This window comes from Mycobacterium sp. SMC-8, from assembly GCF_025263565.1.
Taxonomy (GTDB): domain Bacteria; phylum Actinomycetota; class Actinomycetes; order Mycobacteriales; family Mycobacteriaceae; genus Mycobacterium.
This window is the reverse complement of the sequence record NZ_CP079865.1, coordinates 159,951-185,451: the sequence shown is the minus strand read 5'-3', so window position 1 is coordinate 185,451 and position 25,501 is coordinate 159,951. Positions and strand designations below refer to the sequence as shown.

21 protein-coding genes and 5 pseudogenes are annotated in these 25,501 nt (G+C 64.8%); 6 read left to right on the top strand and 20 right to left on the bottom strand.

Annotated features, from left to right (window positions below):
* Nucleotides 1-62 precede the first annotated feature (62 nt).
* The 10 genes and pseudogenes from istB (KXD97_RS01005) to KXD97_RS00960 form a co-directional block, all read right to left on the bottom strand.
* Complete coding sequence (istB, locus tag KXD97_RS01005; protein WP_073683276.1) at nt 63-854, bottom strand: IS21-like element helper ATPase IstB; 792 nt, start codon at nt 852-854, stop codon at nt 63-65.
* Nucleotides 851-2,434 carry an IS21 family transposase gene (istA, locus tag KXD97_RS01000; protein WP_073683354.1) on the bottom strand — a complete coding sequence of 528 codons (1,584 nt, stop codon included), beginning with the start codon at nt 2,432-2,434 and terminating at the stop codon, nt 851-853. The genes istB (KXD97_RS01005) and istA (KXD97_RS01000) overlap by 4 nt, the downstream gene beginning before the upstream one ends.
* A 193-nt stretch (nt 2,435-2,627) precedes the next feature.
* The gene (locus KXD97_RS00995; protein ID WP_260755042.1) at nt 2,628-3,119 is read right to left on the bottom strand and encodes a hypothetical protein; all 492 of its coding nucleotides are present in this window, start codon (nt 3,117-3,119) and stop codon (nt 2,628-2,630) included.
* 194 nt (nt 3,120-3,313) lie between these two features.
* A complete protein-coding gene (istB, locus tag KXD97_RS00990) occupies nt 3,314-4,114 on the bottom strand; it encodes an IS21-like element helper ATPase IstB (protein WP_070351813.1) in 801 nt (266 codons plus the stop codon).
* 1 nt (nt 4,115) lies between these two features.
* Nucleotides 4,116-5,738 (bottom strand): IS21 family transposase, encoded by a 1,623-nt coding sequence (gene istA, locus KXD97_RS00985; RefSeq protein WP_260753010.1) that lies wholly within the window; start codon nt 5,736-5,738, stop codon nt 4,116-4,118.
* Nucleotides 5,739-5,865: 127 nt separating this feature from the next.
* On the bottom strand, nt 5,866-6,228 hold the full coding sequence (locus KXD97_RS00980) for a hypothetical protein (RefSeq protein ID WP_260755041.1): 363 nt from the start codon (nt 6,226-6,228) through the stop codon (nt 5,866-5,868).
* Nucleotides 6,229-6,419: 191 nt separating this feature from the next.
* Nucleotides 6,420-6,710, bottom strand: a pseudogene (locus KXD97_RS00975) (integrase core domain-containing protein); the annotation flags it as partial.
* A gap of 10 nt (nt 6,711-6,720) precedes the next feature.
* Complete coding sequence (locus KXD97_RS00970; RefSeq protein ID WP_234713714.1) at nt 6,721-8,070, bottom strand: IS30 family transposase; 1,350 nt, start codon at nt 8,068-8,070, stop codon at nt 6,721-6,723.
* Nucleotides 8,071-8,195: 125 nt separating this feature from the next.
* Nucleotides 8,196-9,130, bottom strand: a pseudogene (locus KXD97_RS00965) (IS3 family transposase); the annotation flags it as partial.
* A 71-nt stretch (nt 9,131-9,201) separates the two neighbouring features.
* Nucleotides 9,202-11,037, bottom strand: a complete 1,836-nt coding sequence (locus KXD97_RS00960) for an NACHT domain-containing NTPase (RefSeq protein ID WP_260755040.1) — start codon at nt 11,035-11,037, stop codon at nt 9,202-9,204.
* A 177-nt stretch (nt 11,038-11,214) separates the two neighbouring features.
* On the opposite strand from KXD97_RS00960, the gene KXD97_RS00955 reads away from it, so the two are divergent.
* Nucleotides 11,215-11,880, top strand: a complete 666-nt coding sequence (locus KXD97_RS00955) for a hypothetical protein (protein ID WP_046363128.1) — start codon at nt 11,215-11,217, stop codon at nt 11,878-11,880.
* A gap of 117 nt (nt 11,881-11,997) precedes the next feature.
* Here KXD97_RS00955 and KXD97_RS00950 read toward each other — a convergent pair whose 3' ends face one another.
* Nucleotides 11,998-12,612 carry a hypothetical protein gene (locus KXD97_RS00950; protein ID WP_260755039.1) on the bottom strand — a complete coding sequence of 205 codons (615 nt, stop codon included), beginning with the start codon at nt 12,610-12,612 and terminating at the stop codon, nt 11,998-12,000.
* A gap of 435 nt (nt 12,613-13,047) precedes the next feature.
* Here KXD97_RS00950 and KXD97_RS00945 point away from each other — a divergent pair, with 435 nt between their 5' ends.
* A complete protein-coding gene (locus KXD97_RS00945; protein WP_011856867.1) occupies nt 13,048-13,542 on the top strand; it encodes a hypothetical protein in 495 nt (164 codons plus the stop codon).
* A 508-nt stretch (nt 13,543-14,050) separates the two neighbouring features.
* Here the strand turns inward: KXD97_RS00945 and KXD97_RS33245 are convergent.
* Nucleotides 14,051-14,265: pseudogene (locus tag KXD97_RS33245) on the bottom strand (alkyl sulfatase C-terminal domain-containing protein); the annotation flags it as partial.
* Between the two features lie 593 nt (nt 14,266-14,858).
* Here KXD97_RS33245 and KXD97_RS00935 point away from each other — a divergent pair.
* From KXD97_RS00935 to KXD97_RS00925, 3 genes are all read left to right on the top strand, one after another.
* Nucleotides 14,859-15,200 carry an antitoxin Xre/MbcA/ParS toxin-binding domain-containing protein gene (locus KXD97_RS00935; RefSeq protein ID WP_011856840.1) on the top strand — a complete coding sequence of 114 codons (342 nt, stop codon included), beginning with the start codon at nt 14,859-14,861 and terminating at the stop codon, nt 15,198-15,200.
* Nucleotides 15,197-15,757: an RES family NAD+ phosphorylase gene (locus KXD97_RS00930; RefSeq protein ID WP_260755037.1), complete on the top strand. Its 561-nt coding sequence runs from the start codon at nt 15,197-15,199 to the stop codon at nt 15,755-15,757. The genes KXD97_RS00935 and KXD97_RS00930 overlap by 4 nt, the downstream gene beginning before the upstream one ends.
* Before the next feature lie 565 nt (nt 15,758-16,322).
* Entirely contained in the window at nt 16,323-16,793 is a 471-nt protein-coding gene (locus KXD97_RS00925) for a hypothetical protein (protein WP_260755036.1), read from the top strand.
* Between the two features lie 76 nt (nt 16,794-16,869).
* Here KXD97_RS00925 and KXD97_RS00920 read toward each other — a convergent pair whose 3' ends face one another.
* The 3 genes from KXD97_RS00920 to KXD97_RS00910 all read right to left on the bottom strand — a co-directional run bounded on the left by KXD97_RS00920 (nt 16,870) and on the right by KXD97_RS00910 (nt 19,882).
* Nucleotides 16,870-17,643, bottom strand: coding sequence for an ExeA family protein (locus tag KXD97_RS00920; protein WP_260757981.1), 774 nt, complete (start codon nt 17,641-17,643; stop codon nt 16,870-16,872).
* Nucleotides 17,644-17,681: 38 nt separating this feature from the next.
* On the bottom strand, nt 17,682-19,172 hold the full coding sequence (locus tag KXD97_RS00915) for a DDE-type integrase/transposase/recombinase (RefSeq protein ID WP_260755035.1): 1,491 nt from the start codon (nt 19,170-19,172) through the stop codon (nt 17,682-17,684).
* 89 nt (nt 19,173-19,261) lie between these two features.
* A complete protein-coding gene (locus KXD97_RS00910; RefSeq protein ID WP_260755034.1) occupies nt 19,262-19,882 on the bottom strand; it encodes a helix-turn-helix domain-containing protein in 621 nt (206 codons plus the stop codon).
* A 187-nt stretch (nt 19,883-20,069) separates the two neighbouring features.
* On the opposite strand from KXD97_RS00910, the pseudogene KXD97_RS00905 reads away from it, so the two are divergent.
* Nucleotides 20,070-20,791 (top strand): annotated as a pseudogene (locus tag KXD97_RS00905) (NlpC/P60 family protein); the annotation flags it as partial.
* Nucleotides 20,792-20,956: 165 nt separating this feature from the next.
* Here the strand turns inward: KXD97_RS00905 and KXD97_RS00900 are convergent.
* The 5 genes and pseudogenes from KXD97_RS00900 to KXD97_RS00880 form a co-directional block, all read right to left on the bottom strand.
* Entirely contained in the window at nt 20,957-21,802 is an 846-nt protein-coding gene (locus tag KXD97_RS00900; protein WP_260755033.1) for a F510_1955 family glycosylhydrolase, read from the bottom strand.
* Between the two features lie 138 nt (nt 21,803-21,940).
* Nucleotides 21,941-22,183, bottom strand: a pseudogene (locus KXD97_RS00895) (integrase core domain-containing protein); the annotation flags it as partial.
* Between the two features lie 43 nt (nt 22,184-22,226).
* The gene (locus KXD97_RS00890; RefSeq protein ID WP_260754051.1) at nt 22,227-22,526 is read right to left on the bottom strand and encodes a hypothetical protein; all 300 of its coding nucleotides are present in this window, start codon (nt 22,524-22,526) and stop codon (nt 22,227-22,229) included.
* A complete protein-coding gene (locus KXD97_RS00885; RefSeq protein ID WP_260755032.1) occupies nt 22,523-24,217 on the bottom strand; it encodes a site-specific integrase in 1,695 nt (564 codons plus the stop codon). The genes KXD97_RS00890 and KXD97_RS00885 overlap by 4 nt, the downstream gene beginning before the upstream one ends.
* On the bottom strand, nt 24,217-25,488 hold the full coding sequence (locus KXD97_RS00880) for a tyrosine-type recombinase/integrase (protein ID WP_260755031.1): 1,272 nt from the start codon (nt 25,486-25,488) through the stop codon (nt 24,217-24,219). The genes KXD97_RS00885 and KXD97_RS00880 overlap by 1 nt, the downstream gene beginning before the upstream one ends.
* Nucleotides 25,489-25,501 lie beyond the last annotated feature (13 nt).

Sequence of the window (25,501 nt, the reverse complement as noted above, 5' to 3'; positions counted from 1 at the left end):
GATCGGCGACCAACATGACCTGGTCACTGTATCGGCTGCAGGCAGCATCAGCGGCGTGTGAGTTACTGCGCGGTGCTGGTGCGGCGGGTGCGGGCATGGGCGAGTCGGTAGGAGGTGGTGCCGGTTTCGATGATCTGCCCGGCGAAGGTCAACCGGTCGACGATGGCCGCACACAGTCGCGGGTCGGTGAAGGTCTTGGTCCACGCGGAGAACGGCTCGTTGGACGCGATCGCCACCGAGGCGCGTTCCTCGCGCTCGGTGAGCACCTGGAACAGCAACTCCGCACCGCGGCGGTCCAATTGCAGATAGCCCAGCTCATCGATGAGCAGCAGATCCACCCGACCGTAGCGGGTGATCAACTTACTCAGGTGGGCCTCGTCGGCGGCCTCGACGAGTTCATTGACCAGCTTGCTGGCCAGGGTGTAGCGGACGCGGTAGCCGGCTTCGGCGGCGGTGGTTCCCAATCCGATCAGCAGGTGAGTTTTGCCGGTCCCGGAGTCGCCGATCAAGCACAAGGGTTCCCCGGCTTTGACCCAGGCGCAGGTGGCCAGGGTGCCGATGACTGCGGGGTTGATCGCGGGGTTGGCCTCAAAGCTGAACTCGTCGAGCCGCTTTGGCCGAGGGAACCCGGCGTCATGAATGCGGCGCTGCGCCCGGCGGCGATCCCGGTCCTCGCATTCGGCGATCATCAGCTCCGATAAGAACCCCAGATAGGACTGCTGTTCACGTTCGGCCGCGGCGGCGATCTCGGCGAAGCGGTCACGGATGGTGGGCAGCCGCAACATCCGGGCACCTTGTTCGATGGCCGCGACCGCGGCCTGATCGGTGACGGTGTGACGTGTCGTGTTGGTCATGAGCTCTGCTGACCCAGCAGAGTGTCATAGTGGGCCACCGACGGCAACGGCCGCTCGTCGGCGATCAGGCGGTGCCCAGCCAGCCGGAGCACCTGGGTGCCGTCACAGCCGGGTGCTGAACCGAGGCCGGCGCGCTGTTCGGCGGCCCGGCGGGCTTCCAGCGCCACCACATCGGCATTGACCGAGCCCACCGACAGCGCAGCGCTGATACCGGCCAGCACATCAGCGCGGTCGAGGTGACGGTGCAGCAACAGGACTTCAACCAGCACACGCGTTCCGCCAGCATCCCCATGAACCCGCCGGGCTGCAGTCCACCACGCGTCGTGTTCGGCGGTGAACAGTTTGGCCGCCCGCGCTTGAGCCAGTGCGGTGGCCCCCGGCAACGCGCCGGGTTTGCGGGCCAGGATCTCCAGATAGTGGTCCAAGTCCAGCACCTTGGTGCCTTTGCCGACTGCCCGGGGATGACGTGCCACCACCGTGGTGCGGTCATACACGGTGACATGCGACGCCGACAGTTTCACCCGCACCCGATGCCCGATGAACCGGGCCGGCACCGAATACTGATTGCAGCGCACCATGATCTGGGCGTACCGATCCACCCGCGGAGTCAGCGTCAACGCCGTCTCAAACGGCTGATCAGCAACAGGCTGCAGGAACTGCCGCTCGGTTTCCCAGTCCTGGCCAACACTGTTGGCGCGGTCGGCGATCCGACGACGATCGTCGGCGTCGTCAGCAGCGGCCAACAACGCGTTGAGCTCGTCGAGGGAGTCCACCACCGGCATCGGCACGCAGTGATTGCGGCGGAACCGGCCACCTTCGCCTTCGACGCCGCCCTTTTCGTGGCTGCCGTCGTGACCGGGCTGGCAATACCACGCTTCAAAGCCGTAGTGCGAGCGGAACGCGATCCAGCGTTCATTCTCCTGACGGGACCGTCCGAACAACACCTGCTTGACCGCACTATTGAGATTGTCGTAACGGATCTTGTCAACCGGCACCCCGCCCAGGCGGTTGAACCCATGAACGTGGCCCTCCAGGAACGCTTCCTGGCCCTGGGTGGCGAACGCCCGATGCGCTGCTCGACCCGAGAACGACAACCGCATCGTAAACAGTGCGGTCTTGGTTTTCACCCCGGCCAGCACCACCCACAGATCGTGGAAGTCGACCTCGGCTTCAGCGCCCGGGCGGTAGGTCTGCGGCACAAATCCCGCCTCCAGCGCCCGGCCCGCCTCCGCAGCGATCTGCGGGCGACGTTTGCGGATGTGGTCGCGCACCGTCGAATACGACAACCCGGCAGCGTCATGCTCATCGACCAGCCGCGCCAACACCCGTCGCGCGGTATGGCGTTGCTTTGTCGGGGCATCCAGATCCGAACGCAGCATCTCATCGATGGCCGCCTTGAACGGCTCCAACCGCGGCGCCGCTCGCGGCCCGGTCTTGCGCGGCGGCGGCACCGCCGAATCCAACGCTTGGCGCACCGTGCGTCGATGCACCCGGTACTTATCTGCCAGCGCCCGGATCGACAAACCCTCAACCCGACGATCCCGGCGGATCGCTGCGAACTGCTCCACCCGTGTCCTCACCTTTCCAGCCACCAACCCTTCACCAGCGATCCGGGCCATCCGGAACCGCCTGTGATCACTGTCAGGTGGGGCCAATTCACGCCGTCATAACCGACGCGGAGTGTCGTCAAGGTGGGGCTAACTCAGACCGTCACAACAGCACACCCGCGACCACACAGGTGGGGCCACTTTCAGCCGCCCACCCGGGGCCAAATCAGGCTGTCACAGCCAGGCTCATCGTTCCAAAGGCCGTAGCGTCAGCGCACTTCCTGTACGCGAGTCCGAACGGAGAGGCCGCGCCGATGATGGCGATCTCCGTAGCGATCCAACAACGACCGGCTTGCTCGTACACCGCTTTGGCGGTGTCTGCCCACGGAAATGTGCTCGCCTTATAACCGGACCTAAACGTGCGTTTCCTTCCGACTTGCTCCCACGGTGAGCGGGCCCTTCTGAGCTGGTTGATCGCCTCAGATCTGCGACGTTTCGCCCTCTCGTCGCCGGAGATGAAGCCTGTCGTGGAGCTGGTCAGGAACTCTCCGGGCGCCAGGGCGACCGCGACCTGCGCAGGCATCGATCGCGTCGACGTGACGCAGGGACATTGCCCATCCAGCACCGCGGTGAGCAGAGCTGCCTCCAACGAACTTCCACGCTCCGGGGTTAGCCCGGTACTGAGGAAGAGTTCGGCGGCGCCGTTGGACAGATCCAAGTTCTCGAATTTCGAGGTGATGCCGGCTCCAGCTTCACAGCAGGCACCGACAGCGAGCCACGCGTTCTGCTGGGTCGTGCCAATCGCTGCAGTGAGCTGCTGGTACCACCACGCCGTAAACTCGCTGCATTGGTGTCGCTTGCCAGGGTGATGGGACCACCTGATTGCCAGGGGGATGGGACCACCGTGGCGCGTTATCGAGGATGCTCGTCGGGTCCCTCTGGGTCAAGCTGACCGGGTCGGGTGCGTTGGCGGTAGGACGGTCCTTCGATGACCAGGGTGTGGGCCGCAGCGGTGAGTCGGTCGATGGCTGATTGGGCGAGCAGGGTGTCGGCGGTCATGGTCAGCCATTCGGCGGGTTCCCGGTTTGATGTCACGATGGTGGTCTTGGTTTGGTGGCGTTCGACGACGATTTCGTAGAAGTCGCTGGTTTCGGTGGCGTCGAGGGGTCGCAGCGCGAAGTCGTCGATGATGAGGACGTCGACGGCCGCCAGTCGGCGGATCTCGGCGTCGACGGTGTGGTCGAGTCGGGCGGCGCGTAGCCGGGTGAACAGTTTGTCGGATCGGGCGAACAGGACGGTGTGGCGGCGACGAATGGCCAAGTGCCCCAGTGCTGTTGCCAGATGTGTTTTGCCTACGCCCACGGGCCCGAGGATGATTGCGGACTGTCCGGCGTCGAGGAATCGTAGCGAGGTCAGGTCGCCGAGCAGGGTACGGTCGTAGCGCAGGTCCTGTTGTGCGGTCCAGGAGTCGAAGCGCATCGTCGGGTCGAGTCCGGCTTTGGCCGCCCGCAGGGCGGCTGATCGGGATTCGCGTCGGGATACTTCGTCGGCAAGAAGTGTTTCGAGGAATCCGATGTGGCTGAGTTTGTGCTGGCGGGCCAGTGCGGCCCGTTCGGGCAGGGTGTCGGCCAGGGCGCCGAGCTTGAGCGCTTTGAGCAGTCGGAGCAGGTCGGCGCCGACCGGGTCTGCGGCCACGCGGTTGGTAGTGGTCATATCAGCAGGTCTCCTCGGAGTCGGCATTGGCGATGACGGTCAATGATGTTGAGGTGGTGCCGAATTCGGATGGATCGCGCGAGAACCGGGTAGCGGTTTGGCCGACGGCCAGCGGCAGTGCCGGGATCGTGTTCTCGGTGGCGCGCTCGAGCATCGAGGCGATCTTGTTGACCGAGACGACGTCGAGATCCAGTGCCACCGAACATGCCTGCTCGACACGCTGCGCGCCGTAACGGCGCACCAGGCCCTGGAGTCGGTAGACGGTGCGCATCCGCGTCCACGGCAGCGGATCGTCGAGGATGCGTTCGGCGTAGATCCCGACGTTCGGGCCATAGGCGGCGCAGGTGGCGATCAGCGTCGTTAAGTCCCGCAGCGCGTAACCGACTTTGTGTTCGGGTAGATCAGCGCGGTCGGTACTGCGGCCTCCCGCAGGCTGACGAGGATGGACTTTGACCAGCACACCGCGGTGATAGAACTTCACCAGCTCACCGTCAGCACGCACGTCGAGGGTGTGCCCGATCCACTGCTCAGGAAGCGAGTAGAGGGCTTTGGCGACCTCGGCGTGGAAGTCGCGGTGCACCTTGACCGCTTTGAACACCGGCACGTCGTAGGCCCCCGGCACCGCCAGCAGCAGCGGTTGCTCCTCGGTGGTGAACACCTCCACCGGCCGTGCGCAGGTGGTGCCGTGGATGCGGGTCCCGGCAGTACGAAGACACCACACGGTGACAGCCTGCTGCGCCTGCTCAATACTGGCGAATGTTTCACCGTCCCAGAAGTTTCGGCGCACGTACTGCACCGCACGCTCCACTCGCGGTTTGTCCTTTGGGGAGCGCACCCGAGCCGGGTCGGTGAGGAACCCGACATGACCGGCGTAGTCGAGCCACCCCTGGGTGAATCGGGGATTGACCGCATCAGCGGCGGCGATCACCGGCTTGAGGTTGTCCGGGATCAGCACCGCGAACACCCCTCCGAAGAACTCCCACGCCGCCTGACATCCGGCGATCACCGCCACCAGGGTCTGCGAGTAGGTCAGCCACACGAACATGTGCCGGGAGTAGACGGCGGTGAAGATCAGCGCGTGCACCTTGCGGCGCCGCCCACCATCGGCGTCGGTGAGCATCCCGAGGTAGCCGAAATCGATCTGGCATTCCACCCCGGGATCCCCGTCGGCGACCCGCACCGTGGTGTCCTTGCGGCCGAAACCGCAACGCTCACCGGCGAATCGGTTCAACGTGCGATACGGCACCACGCACCCCTGACGGGCCAGCAGGGTCTCGATCTTGGTGATCGTCAACGGACGCTGCTCACCCTCGCCGGCCACCCACGCGGTGATCTGGTCCTCGAACCCCAGCAGCTGTTCCCACGCTGCGCCGTGGCCATCCGGGCGTACCGGGCGCACCGCGTCGGCGACAGCCCCGATCAACCCGTCATCGACGGCCTCAACGCCGTCGCTGCGGTGCAGACCAGCCGCTTGCGCAGCCTCGACGTAGCGGCGCACAGTTTTGCGGTCCACGCCGCAATGCGCGGCGATCGTGCGGTAGCCCGGTGCCGGTAGCCCGGCGACCCCCAGCCACACCCGCAGCACTTCCCTGATCTCGTTCACACTGACCTCCCGAAAAGCCATGCCCGCCGCCTCCGTGACTTCGACCGTCACGGCGATCAAACGAACAGATGAAGGGACCACCGACGCGACGCGCCGGTGGTCCCATAACTGGCAATCCAGGTGGTCCCATCACCCTGGCAAAATCAGCTCACACTGGTCCCATCCTCCTGGCAGACGACAATTGGTTAAGCAGTTCCCGCAGGACTCGCACACGCTGTGGGTTCTCGACATCGCTCGGATTCCTGCTGATTAGGGCCGTCAGCCGTGCCCAGGTCGGGTCGACACCGTCGTCGGCGGGTAGGTCGGGAAGTTCAGGGAGTGCAACGATGTCCCGGCGGTCGAGCGCGGATAGCAAGATCGCGCTTCCGGTGTCCGAACAAAGCGCGGTCAGCACCTTTCGAGCTTCACGCGGACGACGCAGGAAGACGCCATCGGTGAGCAGCGCCCACGCGGCGAGGTACGACGGGGCATTTGAGGTTTTCCCCAGTTCCTGCTCGATCCCGGCGGTCAACGAGTAAACGTCGCTGCCCTTAGCGTTTCCTCCGTAGAACCTTGCGGTGTTGAGCCAGTACGGGCGTCTCAGAAGTTCCCGAAGCACCGTTGTGCTGTCGAAATCAGCGTTGTCCTCGCCTGAAGTGCGGTAGAGGAACCGCGCAGCAAAGTACGGGCCTTGCCCCCATGTAGTGGACACGGGATTTGTGGTTACGCCGCTTCTGGCAGCGTAGCGGTTTCGTGGTTGCGTTCGTAGGTTGCGGGACTGGAATAGGCGCAGCGGGAGTGCCGTCGCCTCAGGTTGTAGCGCACCAGCCAGCGGAACACTTCACCGCGGCAGCTGGCGGCGTCGAGCCAGCGGCTGCGGTCCTGCAGGATCTCGCGTTTCAGAGTCGCGTTGAATGACTCCGCGAGAGCGTTATCGGCACTTGACCCCACTCCACCCATAGACTGGGTGACACCGAGTGCGGTGCAGAGTTTCGCGAACTCCGTTGAGGTGTACTGGGCGGGTTCAATCGGTCGTTGCAACACCGGGTTGTTGGAGTGAGTGTAGCTGTTGGGCAAAGACTTCGGCGGGAGTCTTCCAGCCGAGGACCTTTCGGGGTCGGTTGTTGAGCGTCAGTGCGACCGCTTCGAGGTCTTGAGCCGACCATCGAGATAAGTCGGTGCCTTTCGGAAAGTACTGACGCAGAACGCCATTGGTGTTCTCGTTAGTAGGCCGCTGCCATGGCGAGTGCGGGTCGGCGAAAAACACCTTCGTTCCGGTGTCGAAGGTGAACTGGGCGTGCGCGGCCAACTCTTTGCCGCGGTCCCATGTCAACGTCTGACGCAGCTGCTTGGGTAGCTGTGCCAGTGAGGCGATCAGGGCAGCGTTCATCGCCTCGGCGCCGTAGCCGCTGAGCGCCGGCCCGTTCTTCACCGGCGGCGCCAGACCCCACCCCTCGAGGCGGGGAAGGTGAACCAGCATCACCGAGCGGCTCTTGCGTTCCACCACGGTGGCAATCGCCGACCGGCCCGCACCGATGATCAAATCACCCTCCCAATGCCCAGGAACTGCGCGATCGGCGGCTTCGGCAGGGCGTTTGCTGATCACGACGTCCGCGGTGACATGTCCCTGCGGTTTGTTCTGTGTCCTGGCCCGCGGGACCCGCAGCGCACGACCGGTCCGCAGGCACGCGACCAATTCCCGTTTGAGCGCCCCACGCCCCTCGATGAACAAGGACTGATAGATCGCCTCATGGCTGATGCGCATGGACTCATCATCGGGGAAATCCAGCGGTAAGCGGTGGGCAATCTGTTCCGGGCTCCATGCTGTCGACCACCGTCGGTCTTGTCGGTGCGGCTTGTTGCGGCCGTTCCAGGCCTTGGTCTGCGGACCTGCGACGGCGGTGCCGTCGGGTCCGCGGACACTGCCATCGAGCCGCTGCTGCACGTACTCACGCAGCTGCGGGTTGACTGCCAGTTTCGCGGGTTTCGGGCGCTTTGCTGCTTGCTGGGCCTTCCACTGCGCCACCCCTGCGCGGTACACCTGCGTGCCGCTGCGGGTGGCTGCGTTGCGCCGCAGTTCCCGCGAAACTGTCGAGGGGTCACGCTTGATCTCGCGGGCGATCTCACGCACCCCGGCGCCCTGGGCGCGTAGCAGTGCGATCTCCTCCCGCTCGGCGAACGACAGATACCGGCCCGTGGGCTCATCCAGACTGATCGGCGTCATGCCGCCAGCGTGGTGGAACCACCTGGTCGCCACCGGTGTCGACACGCCGACCTCTGCGGCTGCGTCGTCGGTGGAGACACCCTGGGCGATCAGCCGCCAAAACTGACGCTGCACCGACCGCGACGGGTCCGGGCGCCCTGGTGAGCGCATCGCAGGCCGCAACGCACGGTCAGCCGCCCACTGCCGTCGCCTACCAACCGATTCCGCGTCCTTACGCTTGGCCACACCACACCTCCGTGATCAAGGTGTTGCGACGACCAGTTGAATCCGCCCTGACTTCCGTGATCTGAATGAAACACAGCACCGGACAATGAACCGCGCAGTGCGTCCGCGGCCAGCAGAGCATCTTCGACCAGTTCGGTGCGCATATGATCGGCGATCGCCCACCCCGCCACCCGCCCGGAGAAGCAGTCGATCACCGTCGCCAGATACAAATTCGAACCAGTCGCCAACGGTAAGTAGGTGATGTCGCCGACATACTTCTCGTTGGCCGCCGCGGCGGTGAAATCCCGGCCCAGCAGATCCGGGACCTTCTGCTTGGCGGGATCAGCCACCGTGGTCTTGACCCGTCGTCGACGGCGATAGCCGACGATCCCGGCATCACGCATCACCCGGGCCACCCGCTTATGGTTGACCCGCTGCGCCTCGGGGGCACCGTCGTTGAGTTCGGCGGTGATCCGCGGCGCCCCGTAGGTGTTGTCCTGGTCGTGGACGGTGCGGATCCGCGCGGCCAGCGCCTGGTCAGCAGCAGCACGGGCGGCGCGCCCGTCGGCGCCGGCCAGCCAGGCGTAGAACGAGGAACGCGCGATCTCGACGACTGCGCACAGCCACTTCACCGGGTAGGTGTCGGAGTGGTCGGCGACGAACTGAAAGCGGCTCACCAGTTCGTCTCCCCGGCGAAATATTTGGCCGCCGACCGCAGGATGTCTCGTTCAGTCGACAGCCGAGCCTCGGTGGCGCGTAATGCCTTGTTCTCGGCCCGTAGCCGGGCCAGCTCCTCGTCCGGAGTTTCCGACCCCGGTCCCGGCTCACCGGCAGAACTGGCGCCGCGGTGCCGGATCAACACCCCAGCGGCCTTGCACCAGGCCGAGAGCGTCACCCCGCTGATCCCGAGCTCGTCGGCGATCTGCGTGATCGTGGCGCCCTCGGTGTCTCGGTACAGCGCGACCGCATCCCGCTTGAACTCGTCCGGGTAATTTTTCCTTGCCATCGGTGTCGATCATCTCGCTTCCCCCGCCAATCTTGCGGGATTCAGCGTGTCCAACACCTGGGGTCAGGGCCCTACTCCCGCAGCGACAACACCTCGAACTCGTAGGTGCCATCCACCTTGCTCGTCAGAGCCCACAAACGGTCGCTCGCGCCCTCGAAGAGTTGATCGACAATCGACTCGCGGTTGCCGTAGGTGTGCTGGAAGTGGCGCATCGCCGCTTTCAAATCGCCGATGCTCATGCGCCCGTTGATCTGCGATTCTTCGGTGTGTGCGTGCAAGTACCAGCCGAGGAACGGGATGATCTCGAGGAGCTCTTCCTTGTGGTCGCGGACGGCCTTCGGGTGCTTGTTGGCTTCGCGGGCCAAGAGCAGGTCAACGTACTTGTCGTATAGGTCGGTCCGCTGTGTGGGGGTGGCAGCCCCCTGCTGGTGGAGAAGGTCCAACAGGATTGTGAGCTGCATTGGGTTACCGGCGAGCTCATGAATGTAGGGCTCGCGGCTCTTCTCTTGGAAGCTCCTGCGCAGCGCGCGACCGTCTTTGCTCTTGATCCCTCGGACGGCGCACCATTTGCGTAGGTAATCAGCCCGCTGGTCACCAGTGAGTTGGTTTAAGGTGACGATCCCGAACATGTGTGGCGACGGTTCCGCAAGCTCACCGGCGCTGGGGCGCGTGGTGACGACTACCTTCAGCGGCTCACTGTAAGTCTTCGCCCGGCTGGCGAACGCGTCGATCTCGTTGACCACCCTGCGCCGGATGCTGGCGCTGCCGACTTCGTCGAGACCGTCAAGTACGACGAGGCTGGGTACTCGCTCGAATATGTCCTGCACGGTTGTCGCGGTGGTGGTGATACCGCCGCTGTCATGGGTCAACAGGTCGGCGAGGAAGCATTCGATGGCCGCCTGCTCACCCTTGCGTGGCTTCTTCGTCGCCGGCCTGCGATCGTCGGAGTGGTCCCACACGTCGTTGCCGGCGAGCCAGAGCGCGTAGTCGCTGAGGTCCAGCCTGATCGGGAATCGAGGGTTCTTCAGCTCTGGAAGCGATTCTGGCCGCTCCGATTCCGGGATGAACGCGCTGCGGTGCACTTGGCAGATGTACTGGCTGAGAGTGGATTTTCCTTGACCGGGGGCGCCTCGCACCAATGTGAACGGTATTGGTGAGTGCAGCAGGTGAGCGGCCGCTCCGCCGAGTGGGGTCGGCGCGCTTGATCGCATCCGGGTTTCGGTCGGGGAATGCACCTGATCGGCGGTGACGTCGACGAAGAGGTCCACCACCATTTCGCGGTCGACGTCAGCCTGGCTGAACTTGACACGCTGGTCGTCGTCCCATTGCGCCGCGGCGATTTTGCGGATCAGCTTGCGGTCTGCCTGGTTCTTGGCGGTGCCGACCTGCTCAGCGACCAAGTATCGGATGAGATCCCAGCCTGCGAGCATGTCGGCGTAGGCCCACTTTGTCGAGTCCGGAGCGTTGTCGACCCACGGATTAAGCGCCTCACGCCAGATGCATGTCATTTGGTCAAAACCGACGTTCTTGGCGTGCTCCTTTAGCTTTCGGTTTAGCTGGGAGAACGTGCCGGTTTTTGGCTTGGCCGTACTTGCCACATTGGTCACCAGGACGTAGTTGCGTACGCCGTCCTTCGCTAGCTGGCGCAGGTTGTTTAGCTCCTTCTTCACGACCGCGTCCAGCCAGCTGACGGGGTTCTTCTCCGTGCCGCTGACCGACCACTTGACCTGATAGATCAGTAATGTCTCCGGATCGATGTTGCGGAGACCGTCGACACCGCCGTCGGTCTGCCTCAGCGCCATCGGGCGGTAGTCGGGGAACTGTATTGCCAACAGAGCGCTGACGAGCTGCTGAAAATCGTGATCGCCAAGGCGTTCGTAGAGGTATCGGTGCCGGCTTTCGGGCAATGGCTGACTCCTTCGATCCAACCCCGATCGTGCCGTTATCGCCGTCGGGAGCCGTCGTACGCTCGCTCTATTCAACCCGCTAGCGCCGACTGGATCGGGGAGGTTGCAGGTCGCATGCCTGACTGCATTCGCTGCCGAGGCCAGCTCCAGCCGCGAGCGTCGGCATAGCATCGGCGCATGGTCGACGAAGATGTGCCTTCGTGGAAACAGATAGTCGTGCGAGCTGCGGTTGCTTCCGGCGCGGAGGTGCTCGGCTGGCAGGCTGGTGTGCCGGGTGTTGGCGCGGGAACCGGCGCCGTGGTTCAGGGGCTGATCGATTCTCGTCAAGGTCGTGCGGAAGAGTTCGTCGATGGTGTTGCCGATCTCGTGGATGCACACCGACTGTTGGAACAGGTCCGGGCAGATCCGGGGCTCCAGAATCTGCTCTGGGATGGCATCCAAGCCGCGATGTCGGCGGCAGACAGCGGTAAGCGCATCTATCTTGCGCGCGTGGTGGCGAATGCCCTAACGGACGACACGAAGATGGATGACGCTCAGTTCATCGTGGCCGCCTTGCGCGAGCTTGAGGGTCCGCACGTTCGCGCACTTGTCAGACTCATAGCCGCCGATGACGAGAACCGAAAAGATCCCGGCAATAACGACGAAACCCTGCAGACCGCACTTAGCAACGAGCCACCGGCGGTGAAGGCGGTTCTGGTAAGAACCGGACTTGTATTGGTGGGTTCACAGCCTGTATCCAGCGGCCTGTACAGCATCCCCCGAGCTGAGAACTACAGCATCACCGGAGTAAATGAATTCGGTCGCAGAATCATTCGTGAGCTGCAAGAGACTGAGACGAACTGATTTTGTCTGCCCAAGATCCGACTCGGGATGTGCATCGGCGCTGGATCCGTACTGAACCGGCCGAACGGGTTTGGGCACTGGTCTATTGGTGCCAGCTTGCGTCTCGTATCTTGCATTTCAGCGGGTAGCTTTAGCACCGCTGATTCCATGTCGCTTGATTCGGCGGCGATTCGAGGAGTCCTTGATCTCGAGATTCGCGTAAGGCAAGGGAAGTTCAGGATCGATCGTGCGTTCCCTCGCAACAGGCCCCAACGCTGACATGAAAGATTCCAACATCTTGCGCTCAGCGACCTTCACGTTGGCGCACTCACCGAAGTGCACCCAGGCGGTACTCAAGTCCTTGATGCACTTGAGGGGCCACCCTCCGGCGTGCGGCGACCTCGCGGCGAGGCGTGTCCGGTAGAACTGGCTCACGCGATTCCGCAGAGACGTGCTAGCCAGCCCGACGTAGATCGCAGGTTCGTCTGGTAGCCACATTGACATGAGCCGGTCGGACAGCGCTTCTGGCGAGGGTCGCTGCCCGTCTAGGGTCAACTCCTTGCGGATCTCCAACAGCTGTCTGACCGCGGATAGGTCGATGTCCGCGTCGCCTGAAACCTGCCCGGCGGGGTCGGAGACTCTGGCCACGACGTAAACGCCCGGACACACCGATGGCACGGCTGTCTGCCACGGAACGGCGCCGAGGCGCCGAACACCGGCCGCGGCGAACAGAGCGCCGACCGTCGATGCCATTGCTGCACGGTAGCGCGGACTTCTCTGCATTGGCCTGGTCGTTCAACCGCTTTCCGCAGGTCTTAATGATCGGGGCCTCCGAGATGCAATCCGTGGCCTTCGACGAGCGTCGCCGCGGCAGACGTCGGACGTCAGCGAGCCTCGCTATCCTCGCGGCACCGGGGGCCGATCGGCAGCCGTACCCGTTTTCGTCCGTCGATAAGCGGTCCGCTGCGACCCATAGTGCAAGAGGTGTGTGGTCTGTCGGCGGGCTGTAAACGGGGTGTGAGGAGGGCGGCTGGCGGGGGGTGCGGTGGTTGGCGAGTGGGGTGGGTGACGGTGGGTTGAGGGTGGCGACGGTGAAGCGGTCAGGAGGGCGGACGAAAAAAGTCGTGGGCGACGAATGTGGCTGTGGTGGTGGCCTGCACGGCCCGAACACTTCTAAGGTCCTCAACCATGACGGCAGCGAGAACATCCAAGGCGGAGGCCCGGCGCCGGGCTGTGGAAGCGGCTCGGCGCGCCAACGAGGAGCTTGCGGCGCGGGAGAAGGCGAACCTTAAGGACGCGACGATCCTGCTTCACGCGATCGACAAACTCGACGCGATTGGCGAGTGGAAGAAGCAGCGGCGCGCGGAGCTGCGCGCGCAGGCCGACGCGCAGTTGGCGCGCGAAGAAGCTAAACGGGTAGGCGACGATCGCGAAGCGGCGGGCGCGGCCGTCGAACGGATGCGTGAGCGGGGTGAGACGCTGACGACGATCGCCACCAAACACGACCTCGGGATCGCAATCGTTCGCGTGATGGCACGGCATGCGCCGAAAGCGGCAAATCCGGTATCGCGGAACGGTTCGCAGGCACTAGGTCGGAATGTGTCCGGAACGGGGGAGGCGGCGGCGGACGGGGAGGTCGGCCCGGACGCGGGCGAACCGCCGGCCGGAGCGGCGCCAGCGTGACGGTTCGGCGGTGGCGCGGCGACGGAAGTCTCAAGGGTGCGCTACGTCCTGAACCCGACGACAGAAGGGCGCTCGGCGCGGCGTTGCGACGGCGCAGGGCAGCGCGCAAGTTGATGCCGTCGCGGGGACGCTGCCGCGGGGCCGCGATCCCGCACTCCCGCCGGCCTGCTGGGCGCACTGAGCGATGCGTCGCCGCAGCGCGGCTGCGGGGTCGCGGTCGTGTCGACGCGGACGCTGTCTGATGGGGCGTGCGGCGTGGTGCGGTGGCCGAATACGCGGGCCGCGGTGAACGTAGGTGCCGGCTGTTAGGTTCACCGGTCTTGAGGAGAGCGGCGAGGTTATCGTGGACCGGCTGGCGCACGCCTCGGAGATCGCGCGTTTCACCGCCATGTGGTGTGCGGGCCCACGGTGTCGGACTCGACATCTGGGACAGGTGCCATCGGTGCCGATGGCTAGGGCCGGTTTTATCTCAGGTCAGTCTTCGGTGAACGGCGACGCCGGCTTCGGGCTATGGGGTGACGATGTTGCACCAGAACGGGAAGGTGTCGAGTAGGCCAAGGAAATCGTTGAACGACGCTTCTTGGCCATCGATGGTGAGTTTGTTCTGCTTCTTGGGGTCGTCAAGGGTGATGTTGCCCAGCTGAATATCGTCCAGCGTGGCTTTAGCAGTGTCAGGCTGGCGTTGGCGTTCGGTACCGGCTCGGGAGCGTAGTGCAGCACCGCGTTCTCGACGGTGAGGCCGTACTCCTTGTTGAGGTTGGTGAACTTGACGTTGAGCGTGAACGGTAATCACGGCCCGGGTGGGCTTGTCCTTGCCGACGGCCAGGCGGGTGCGTTCGGCGAGATCGACGTTCAGTCGTGCAGTGCGTTCGTCGGTGACGTAGAAGTGCGGGGCCGTGACGTGGGTGACGAGCGCCGGGTGCTTCTCCACCGTCAGGTCTACCAGCGCGGCGCGTGCCGACTGATCCTCGGCAAGAGCATTGGTGCCGTAGGGACGGCCGGTCCACAGCGGCAGCTTGTCGAGGCCGAAGCCCTCGTCGGCAAGCCGCTCAGCGGCGGGCTCCCAGTACACCCGCAGGCCCGCCTCCACGGCGGCTGCCGCCGCGGCGGCCTGGTGACGTGCAGCTTTGGTGTCCAGGGTGATGGCGTCGGTGCCAGCGTGCTCACGCGACAGGAAATCTTCGACCTGCTTGTGGTCGTTGGGTCCGAGCCGAAACTGAATGCCCATCGTGCGAAAACGTCCTCTCGCCCTTGGGCGTTGTTTCATGACAGAATACATGACACACACGCAGACAAAAGGAAGACAGGCAGACGATATGGGAGCTAACGCGCTCGCCTCGACCGTGTCGAGTGCGATCGAGCGCTTGGGATTGACCTACGAAGAGGTCGGCGACATCGTCGACGCGTCGGCGCGCTCGGTGGCGCGCTGGACCTCAGGACAGGTCGTTCCACAACGACTCAACAAACAACGACTCATCGAACTGGCCTACGTCGCCGACGCGCTGGCCGAAGTGCTTCCCCGGGACCAGGCCAACGTCTGGATGTTCTCCCCGAATCGATTACTGGCCCACGCCAAGCCCGCCGACCTGGTGCGTGACGGCGAGTACCAGCGCGTCTTGGCCCTCATCGACGCCATGGCCGAAGGGATCTTCGTGTGAGCGATGCGCTCGACGAGGACCTGGTGCAGCGCATCGACGCGCGCGGCACCAACCGGTGGTCGGGCACGTGCGCTCGCTACACCGGCGCCCACCGTGACCCCTTGTCGGGGGAAGGGGCGCGCAGATTCGGCGGAAGGTGGAACCCTGCCGGACTCTTCTCGGCGATCTATCTGGCCGACTCCACGCAAGCGTGCATGGTCGAAGTAGAACGCGCCGCGCAGGCGGCGTCGACGACCCCGGAGAAGATGCTCGAAGCTTCGTATCGACTGCACACCATCGAGGCCACCGACCTGGCCGTCCTGGATCTCATCACCTCTGACGCCCGCGAAGCGGTGGGGCTCGAGGACGACGACATCTATGGCGACGACTGGTCGGCGTGCCAAGCGGTGGGCCATGCCGCATGGTTCCTGCATGTGCAAGGCGTACTGGTGCCTGCCGCCGGGGGAATTGGCCTGGTCATCACCGCCTACGAACAACGGACCCGCCCCGGTCAGCTCCACGTCAGCCACAGCGAGGATCTGACACCTATCCGCTACGGAGAACTGCGGCACCCTTAACTAGGGGCGGCGGCCTGCTCCCCGCCCCAGGGGAGCGTCTTGCAGCTCGTTCTTGTTGGACGCTCGCTCGGCTGGGGAATGTTTGTTGTCCTGACCGTGCGAGGATGCCAAATTCACCGGATGCAATAAGCAGACTAATACCGGTAAACCTGCATATTCGATTCCCGCATATTGTCGCATCGACTCGATCGGGTCGTGGGGGACAAGTCAACCGCGCTATGGATATCAGTCGTTATCCACGATGAATGTCTGTATGACTCCGAATAGGGCTTTCAACCAGAAGGGCGCGTCGTGACGCTAGGGGAAGCGGTCGTGAGGCGGTAGCTGATAAGGGGCGATGAGTCGGTGGTGTCGATTGCGCCTTCTTCATACCCTTAGCGCTTGACGTCGCGTGGGTGACGAACAGCGGGACCGAAGGATGCCGCTGAGCCGACGCAGTTTCGGGCCATCAGTTCAGAGCGCGCCCTAGAAAATCCGGCTGGACAGCGGCTGCCTGGCCTCGTAACCTAACCGTGACCTACGTATCTAGTACGTACTTGCTACTTTGCCGAAGGTTTTCGCTCTTGTGACTTCATCTGTGCTGGCGGTCCTGCCGCGCGCGTTGGGCAGGCGGCTCGTCTGCATTTTGGTGGCTTTCGGCGTTGTTGCTGCGCTTTTGGCAACCGATGTCCGCGCTGATCCGGCGGCTGATGCCCTTGCCGAACTGACTGAATTGTCGCGTCTGGCGGAGCAGACCACCGAGCAGATTCACACGGCGCAGATCGACCTTGACGAGAAGCTCGCAGCGCAGCAGGTTGCGGAGAAGGGGGCGGTTTCGGATCGCATGGCCGCGGATGCAGCGGCGGCCGATCTGGTGAGGTATCAGGCTGCTGTCGACAGGTTGGCCGCGGCTGCCTACATGGGTGGGCGCACGGATACCTTAGCGGCGGCGTTGACGGCGACGTCTCCTTGTTGCCCGTCGCTGTGGATGAGGATATGGGCATCATCGAGTTTGGTGACGAGTGGCCGATGGGAACGGCCCCGCTCGGTGTGGTGAGCGGGGCCGTGGTCGTCGTCGTGACGGGGTCGTCGTCGTGGTGACGTGGTGTTCGTCGCGGTGAAGCGACTTGGGTTCAGTCGGTTGCTGTTTCGCTGATGGCGATGCGTGCGGCTTTCTCTCCGACGATGGAGTGACCGGCGGCGAACGCGGCGGTCAGGGCGTGCAGGGCGAGGTTGTTGACCGCGCGGGGGTGCCCGCGCGAGGCATTGTGGATCAAGGTGATCGCGTCGTCGGCGAATAGGACGTCGGAGCGGCCGGCGATTTTGGTGTGGTGGTTGATGTAGTCGGCGGTGTCGTCTGGTGTCATGCCGGGCAGGGTGTAGCGCACTGCGATGCGCTGGTCCAGGGCGGCCAGGACTCCGAGACGTAGCCGGTGGCGCAGGGTGGGTTGGCCGACGAGTACGACGGCGAATGGGGATCCGGAGTCCATGTCGTGGTTGGTCAGCAGCCGGATCGCTTCTAGTTGATGGTTGTCGAGCAGGTGGGCTTCATCGACGACCAGCACGGGGCTGCGGCCGCGTTCGGCGTGTTCGGCGGCCAGAGCGTCGGCGGCCTGGGGTGCCAGTCGGGCGGTGTGAAAGACCGGGGTGTGTCCGAGGGCAGCCACGATGTGGGTGAGCATGCCGCGCACGCCGATGGTGGGGTTGGCCAGGTAGATGATGACGTGTCGCGCCGGATCCAAGGAGGTGGCTGCGGCGCGGATGGCCACGGTTTTGCCGGCACCGACTTCGCCGGTGATGACTCCGATGGCGCATTGGTCCACACACCAGGAGATCCGGGCGATCGCTTCGCTGTGTCCGGGATAGCGGTGCAGCATCGAGGGGGCGAGGTCGCGTCCGAACGGCATCCGGGAGAATCCCCAGTGTGATTGCAGTCGTTGAATACTCACGCCGAGGCCTCACCTTCATGGTCAGAGTTCTCGGCACCGAGGTCGGTCAACGCGAGCTGTCCGAGGACCTGGTCGTTGACCACAATGTCGTCGGTGGCTGTGACCTCGGTGCCGTAGAGGGCGTGGTAGCCGATGCGTTCATCGTCACGCAGTTGGGCGTGGTGGGCGGCGGCGGTCAATGCCAGGTAGTCGATCCCGGTCGCCGCCGGCGCAGGCGCTGGGCCAGCGGCCTCGGGTCGGGCTTTCGGGTGAGCGTGGCGGGTGATGGTGTGCGGCGCCGCGGCGCCGAAGCTTTGATCGCGGTAGCGGACCTCGATGGTGTGCAGGTCGAACGGGGAGAACACCAGCTCCACGCGGCGCCCGGCCAGGGCGGGGTCGACTCGGTAGGTGTTGGAGTGCAGCGACACGGTGGCGGTCTTGGTCACCACGCGAAACTCCGACCACAAGAACGCTTCGGTCAGATCCGCGGCGGTCGGCAATGCCGGTGACCCGCCGAGCCGGTCGAAGCCGGCTTCCCACCGTGCCAGTGGTGCCTGTTCGGTCTCGGAATGAGTCCGTCGGTGGTATTCGGTTTCGACCCAGGCCATGAACAGCCGGTTGAGTTCCAACAACGCCGCGGTGTGGGCGACCCCGGCCGCTGTGAGGTCCTCGCTGCTGGTGTCGGTGACCTCGACGAGGAACTGTTCGCGCACGGTGCGGAAGAACCGTTCGATCTTGCCTCGGCCTTGCGGGCGCCCGGGCGCGGAGTGCACCAGCCGGATCCCGAGTTTCGCGCACGCCCGCAGCAGCCAGGCATCGACGAACGCCGAGCCGTTGTCGACATAGATTCCGGCGGGCACTGCGCGGGCGGCCAGCGCGGGTTTGAGCGCGGCGGCCAGGCGCACGGTGTCTTCGGCGAATCCGAACCGGTGCCCGACGACCAGCCGGGAATGGTCGTCGAGGAAGGCGAACAGGTAGGTTTTGCGGTCCCCGACCCGCGGGCCATGCAAAGCGTCGCCGACCCACAGTTCGTTGGGGTCAGCGGCTTCGAACCGGCCGAACACCTCCGTGCTCTGACCTGCGGCCGGGCCCATCAGCTCGCACCGATGGAAGTGGCGCAGCAGGGTCGATTCCGAGGGCGCCCACCCGGTCGCGGTGCGCAGGATGCGAGCCACCTGCGCGGCGGTGCGGGCCGGGTTCTCCCGCTTGAGCGAGGCGGCCAACTCCAGCACCCCGACATCGGTGCGGGTGGCTAGCCGGCGCGGCTCAGGCACCAGCGCTTCGAACCCGCCACCGCGGTAACGCCGGATCCAGCGATCCAGCGTCGCGCGGGCGATCTGGACCTGGGAACCGAACGGATCGATATGGCGGCGTTCGGCGATCTCACGGACCACCCGGCCGCGCTGGCGGGTGGAGAGCCCCTCTTCCAGCGCGGGGCAGATCACCTGATAGCGGAACAACCCGATCGCATTGGCCCGTTCCCGACGCTTGTGGTCCTCCAACGACACCGCAGTGCCCTCCTCGCAGTCGATGGCCCCACCCGAAACCGGTGCCGGACAGGCGCCCTGGCGAGGATCACCGATCACCTGACAGCGCGTCAGGGGCAACTGGTGTTGTGTGGCACCGCCGATGACATCGGCGGCCACCCGGGCGCCAACAACCGGCCGCCGCTGACGGCCACCATCACCAGCGCCGGCGTCACCACGCCCAGCAACCCGGCCGACCCGAACCGCTGCCCGATCGCCGACGCGGCGACCAAGACCGCCGCCTCGACGTCACGCCAACCACAGCCGAGTCCGTCGGGGATCGTCACATCGATCCCCGTACGCACCGCCACCGTGACAAACCACGCCCGCATCGACTCCAGACGCTGCCCAGCCCGCCGCAGCCAGCCCCGCACCGTTGACGGCGGTACCTGCAACCGGGCAGCGATCCCGCGATGCCCTACCCCTTCAGCCCGCGCCGACAGCGCCATCCAAATCCGCTCGGCTGCATATGCTCTGCGCAACAGCATGGTGACCGGCAACAACACATGAGTGACCAGACAAGAGCGGCACCGGGCCCGGCGCGGCCGCACCGGATCATCGAGCCCCTCGACGTGGCGGGCGCGGGCATACCCCCAGCCGCCGAGCACACCGTCCAGGCAAGCCGGACAGGCGATCGCCCCACCAGCCAGCCGGGACTCGACGCGGACAGAATCGACCTCTACCGTCACCATCAGTGCCTCCGAGCACTACAGCGCGGCACCTCGCAAGCCCGCCAAGACTTCAGCGAGGTGCCGCGCACCCATCAGTTCCTCGTCACACTGACGGTGCACACGAACAAGATCAATTCGACAACGGCGGCACAGGCCACATCAGCACGCTCAATGACGTCCACATACCCCGTGATCGTCATCCCGAGAGACGGTCAACACTCCTCAGGATTTGATCGATCAGCTGGCAGTTCAGAAGACGGTTGCGTCGGAGCTGACTGTGCAGATGGCTGCGTTCCGGTCGGCCAGCGCGCGGGCCGCGGCAACTGCGGAGCGGTCTGCGAAGTCGGCAGCCCAAGCACGGAGTGCGGCCGATGAGGCCGCGGCAGTGCGGACCGACCTGGAGGCCAAACAGCGTCGGATGGCGGAGCAGATTGCTGCTGTGCAGGCCCGCTACGACGCTTTGACGCCTGATCAGCGAGCGATTCTGGCCGACCCTGGCCCCGCGCCGCCTCCTTTGCCGTCGACTCCGCCGGTGAGCGATCCGAGCATCGTTGCTATGCCGGGCCCGGCGGGTGGGGCCTCCTCGGGGAACGGTGTTGCGGTGGTCCAGGCGGCGCTGACACGGGTGGGGTCGCCTTATTCGTGGGGAGCCACCGGTCCGGATGCGTCGACTGCTCTGGGCTGATTAAGTGGGCGTTTCTGCAGAACGGCAAGTCGTTGCCTCGGTCGAGTCAGGCGCTTGCGCAGGGCGGGCAGCCGGTGGCGCTTTCAGACGTTCAGCCCGGCGACATCGTGACCTTCTATGCTGACGTGTCTCACGCGGGGATCTACATCGGCGACGGGTTGATGGTGCATGCGTCGACGTACGGAACGCCGGTGAAAGTCGCGCCGATCTCGTCGGCACCGATTCACAACGTGCGGCGGTACTAGGAGCTTCGCTGCGAGGCCGGTCCATCGCAGAGGAAATCCTGGCGGTTCGGTCCATTCACCGATGTCGTCGATGGTGTGAGCGATGTGCAGGGTTGAGTAGGCAATCGTTCTGCGTACTCGAAACCCGTCTCGCACGGCTTCGACGGGGGTTTTGCGGTCGGGTGTCTATTCGACAGCGGTGAGGACGTTGACGGTCGCGCCGTTGTCGGTGGAGGTGTAGATGGCGGTATCAGTGGCGATGTAGACCTGACCGTTGCCGGCGGCGAGCAGGGCCTGGGGTTTGTTGTTGAGCGAGTGGCCCGGCTGCCAGGTCTGCCCGTCGTCGGCGCTGGTGTACAGCCGTCCTTCGAGGTCGGCGCCGAGCAGGGGACCGCGGTCGGGCCAGCTGATGAACAGCAGTGCCGGCGCACCGGTGACTGCGCTGAACGTCCTCGCCCCGTCGGTGCTTCGGAGCAGCCCTTGGCGTGCTGTTGCGAGGATCTCATCCGGGGCATCCGGTGATATTGCGAGGTCGACGGCGGGGACTTCTGCGCGCTGCTGCCAGGACCGCTGATCAAAACTAACCATCACGGTGCGGGATTGACTGTCGTGACCGTAGACCCGTCCGTGGCGGTATTTGAGTGCGTGGAAGTCGGCGCTACCGTGCAATGACAGAGGTTCCCAGGACTGGCCGGCGTCGCTGCTTTTGATCAGGCCGAGGTGGGGCGGTTGTTGGCGATCGGCGGGGTCGGGGTGGCCGCTGGCCAGGAATTCGTCGGGGCCGGCGACGGTGAAGCCCATGAAGTCCTGCGAGAGCTCACCGACTCGTTGTGGCGCCTGATCTTGCTCAACGGTGTAGAGGCCGTAATGAGTTGCGACGTAGAGCTTGTCGTCAGATGGGTTGATGCCGAAGCCGTGGATGTGCACCATGCCCGGCACGACGGCGGGTGGCGGGCTTTCGGGGGCGTTCGACGAACAGGCCGCGGCCAGAGCCCCGGTCAGGGCGATGGCGAAAAGGTTGCGGATCAGCACACGGACACCTTCCGGTCACGAGATCTACGTAGTTCAATAGTAGGTGGGCGGTGTGTGAGGTGGCTGCGCCTCGGGTGGCGCGACCGCGAGTGATGGACCGGGGGAGTCGTCTGAAGCGCCCCAGGTTCTCTGCCGCTTTTATACGGGTTGCGGCTCTCGGTTGAGGGTCGCGTAGTGGGCTTGCTCGAACTCCACGGGGGTCATCATCTCAAGGCTGCTGTGCAGGCGCCTGGTGTTGTACCAGTCGACCCAGCCGGCGGTGGCGTACTCGACGTCTCCGATGTTGCGGTAGGGGCCGGCGTGGAAGATCGTGGTGCGGATGCACTCGGTCTTGTACAGCCCGATTACGCACTCCATCAACGCGTTGTCGTAGGCTTGACCGGCTAATGCGGGCTCAGGGAGCTGTGTTGGCGTGCGGAGTGGTTCATTGTCGGGGTGGTGTGGTGAGTTTGCGGAGTTGTTCGTCGTGGCGTTTGACGCGTGCGGCGAGTGCTTCGACGGCGGTGCGTAGGTGGGCGACGTCGGTGGCCAGGCCGGTGAGGGTGCGGGCGTCGGTTTGTCGGGTGCGGTGTTCGTCGACGATGGCGCGGAGCTGGCGGTCGCGGTAGAGGGTGGCGCGGCTGATCTGGGCGTGCTCGGCGACGGCGGTGAAGGTGATGGGCTGGCCGGCGGTGGCGAGGTTGGCGCAGACCCGTTCGACGCGCAGCAGGGCGGGTTCGTTCATGCGGATGCCGCTGCGGTGATGAGCGCGTCGAGTCGGGAGACGAGCTTGCGGTGGCGGTCGGCTTCGTTGATCCATCCCCGTTTTTCTGCGTCTACGGCCAGATCGTGGGCGTCGATGCGTTGGGCGGCAAGGACAGCGAGGTGGGTGGCGTCGGTGTGGAAGCTGGGACAGTGTTCGCAGATGTTGGCATACGGGCAGGACCCTTGCGCGGGTGCGCGTAGGCAGTATCCGCCGGCCAGGCGGGATTTGATGGCCGGGGTGTCTTTCCAGCCGGTGCCGGTGATATCGGTCAGCGGCAACCCGACTGCGGTGGTGGTGGGCAGCGCTCCGATATGACTTTTGGCCAGGTCCAAGGCGCGTTCGTATTCGGTGCGTACGGTGTGGTCGAAGAGGTGGGCATATCGCAGACTCATCTGGGAGGAGACGTGGCCCAGCAGTGCCATGAGGGCCTGCAGCGATACTCCAGCGTTGATCAGTGCAGTGGCATAGGTGTGTCGCAGTTGATGCGGTGTGATGTGTCCTAGGCCAGCAGCTTGGGCTGCCCGGTTCAGTTCTTCGCGTATTGCGTTCTGGGACAGTCTTTTCCCGTGGTGAGTGAACAGGAAGTCGGCGGGGGCGCCGGTGCGGGGATGGATCATCGGTAGCCCGCAGGAGCGGGTTGTGGTGATGCGGTCCACGAGGGTGAGGACCTCGTCGTCGACGGGGATCATGCGTTCGGAGTTGAGCTTGCCGAGGGGAACTTTGAGCCACGATCCCTGGCCCGGGATCTCGTGGATGCAGTCGAGTTCGAGGTCGAGCAGTTCACCGATGCGCAGTCCGCAGGCCCGCTGCACCAGCAGGGCGTCAGCGGCGAGTCGGTAAGGTGATTTCGCCAGGGCGGCAGTGAGTGTGCGGTCTGCATCGACCGGTAGATATCGGGGCAGACAGCGGGGTGGGCGCGGCATGTCGGTGCGGAAGATCAGGCGCCGCGGTGGGGCGTCGTCCCATCCCCATTCGGTGATTTCGGCCAGGAAGTTGCCCACCGCGTGGATGCGTCGGATCCGGTCGGCGATGGTGATCGGCTCACCGGTGACGCTGTTGGTGGCGGTGGTCAGCGAGGTGATGAACGGCTCGATGTGCCGGCGGCGGTCCAGTTGGTTCAGCGAGGTCAGGCTGGGGTCGGTGGCGGCGAGGTAGCGGCCGAAATGTGCCAATCGGGTGGCCAGGGAGCTGACCGTTTTGGGCACGCAGGTGGCGTATTTGCGGTTCAGATAGGCCACGAACTCCGGCCGCAGCGCCGCCGGGACGTCGGCCATGCGCTCCTCGAGGGTCAACGGGGCGACCGCCGGAGGTGCTTGGTCGTCGAGGATGCCGAGGTGGAACAGGATCTGGCGGGCACTGTGGGTGGTGCTGCGATAGTGCCTGGCACCGCGGCCGGTGCGTTCCTGTCGGCTATCGCAAGCGTGCAGCAACTCTTGCAGATCATGTTCCCGCAGATCGGCCAGGGGGCGGGCGGTCTGGATCAGCAGGCGGGCGATGATCTGCGAGCCGATCGCCGAAGCGACCCGCTGACTGAAACCCAATTCGGCTGCTGCGCGCAGGAACTGATCGAGGTCGGGTTGCAGGCAGCTGTCGGTCAGCTCGTGCCAGAGGCTGCAGAGTTTGCGGTGCACGAGGTAGTCGTAACCCGGTTGCAGCCGTCGGCTGACCATCAGGAACGTGATAAACGGCCGCGTCGAACAGTTCGCCGCCAACTGCTGCTGCAGTGGGATGTCGGCCCAGGTCTGGACTCGGGGCCAGCGCCGTAGAAACGATCGGGCGGCTTGGGCATAAGCGGTGTTGCCGCGGTCCCGGCGTTGTAGGTGAACCAGGTAGGCAGCGTAGATCTGCGCCGGTGTTTCAGGGGCGGGAACGTAATCGTGTTCGGGCAGCATCGTATTCCGCCTTGACGTGGATGGGTGCCAGATGGATGTAGCGGGCTGTGGTGATCGATGTGGGAGTGCCCGAGCAGAGCTTGCATCACCGCCAGATCCACCCCGGCCTCGGCCATCGCGGTGCCGAAGGTATGTCGTAACGCATGCGGGTGACCCGCGAGCACCCCGGTCTTGGCTCGGTGATACCGGAAGATTGTGCGTAAACCGGCCGCGGTCAAGGGTTGGCCCCGATGCGGGCCTTTCGCGACCAGGAATAGGAGGTTGCTGTCCGATTCGGGTCTTTCAACGAGCAGATAGGTTTGGATCAGCCCGGCGACCTCCACATCGAGAGGCACGCGGCGCTCCTTGGCGCCTTTGCCCATCACCTTCACCCAGCGGGCACCGATATCGACATCGGTCACGTTGAGGGTCAGCAGTTCTCCAGATCGAAGCCCGGACAACAACATCAGCCCAGCCAGTGCCCGGTCACGCCACGTCCGCAGGCTCGATAACAGCTGAGCGGTCTCGTGACGATTCAAGGCCCGCGGCAGCCGACGCGGTTCGCGCAGCCGCAGCGCCGATCGGCGTTTGGGCCGGACCAAATGTCCAAGCAAGCCGGTGCGTTCCTCAGCGCTGACCCGACGGGCTTCGCGGCCACTAGGGATCGGGCTCCGCAGCCTGGGGTCACGCAGTTCGCGGAACTGGTACAGGCCGGTCAATGCGGCAAGGCGGTGGTTGATGGTCGTCGACGAGTAGTGGTCGTAGGCCGCGCCGGTCATCGACACCACATTGGCGGGGCGCCCCGCGATCGGAGTCTGCCGGCAGTGCCGCATGAAGTCCAGCACCGTCTCGGTGGTCACCGCACTCAATGTGACATCGACGTCGTCGAGCCAACGGCAGAATGCCAGCAGGTCATAGCCGTAGGCCCGCAGCGTGCGGGGAGAATAATTCCGGTCGGCCAAATACCCCAGGTACTCGTTGACCAACGCGTACTTCTCACAGCCCGGACCGGACAACACCCAGGCGACATCGGTGCCTGGGTGCAGACGCAGCTGATGCTGAATCGCCATAAGACAAGTGCAA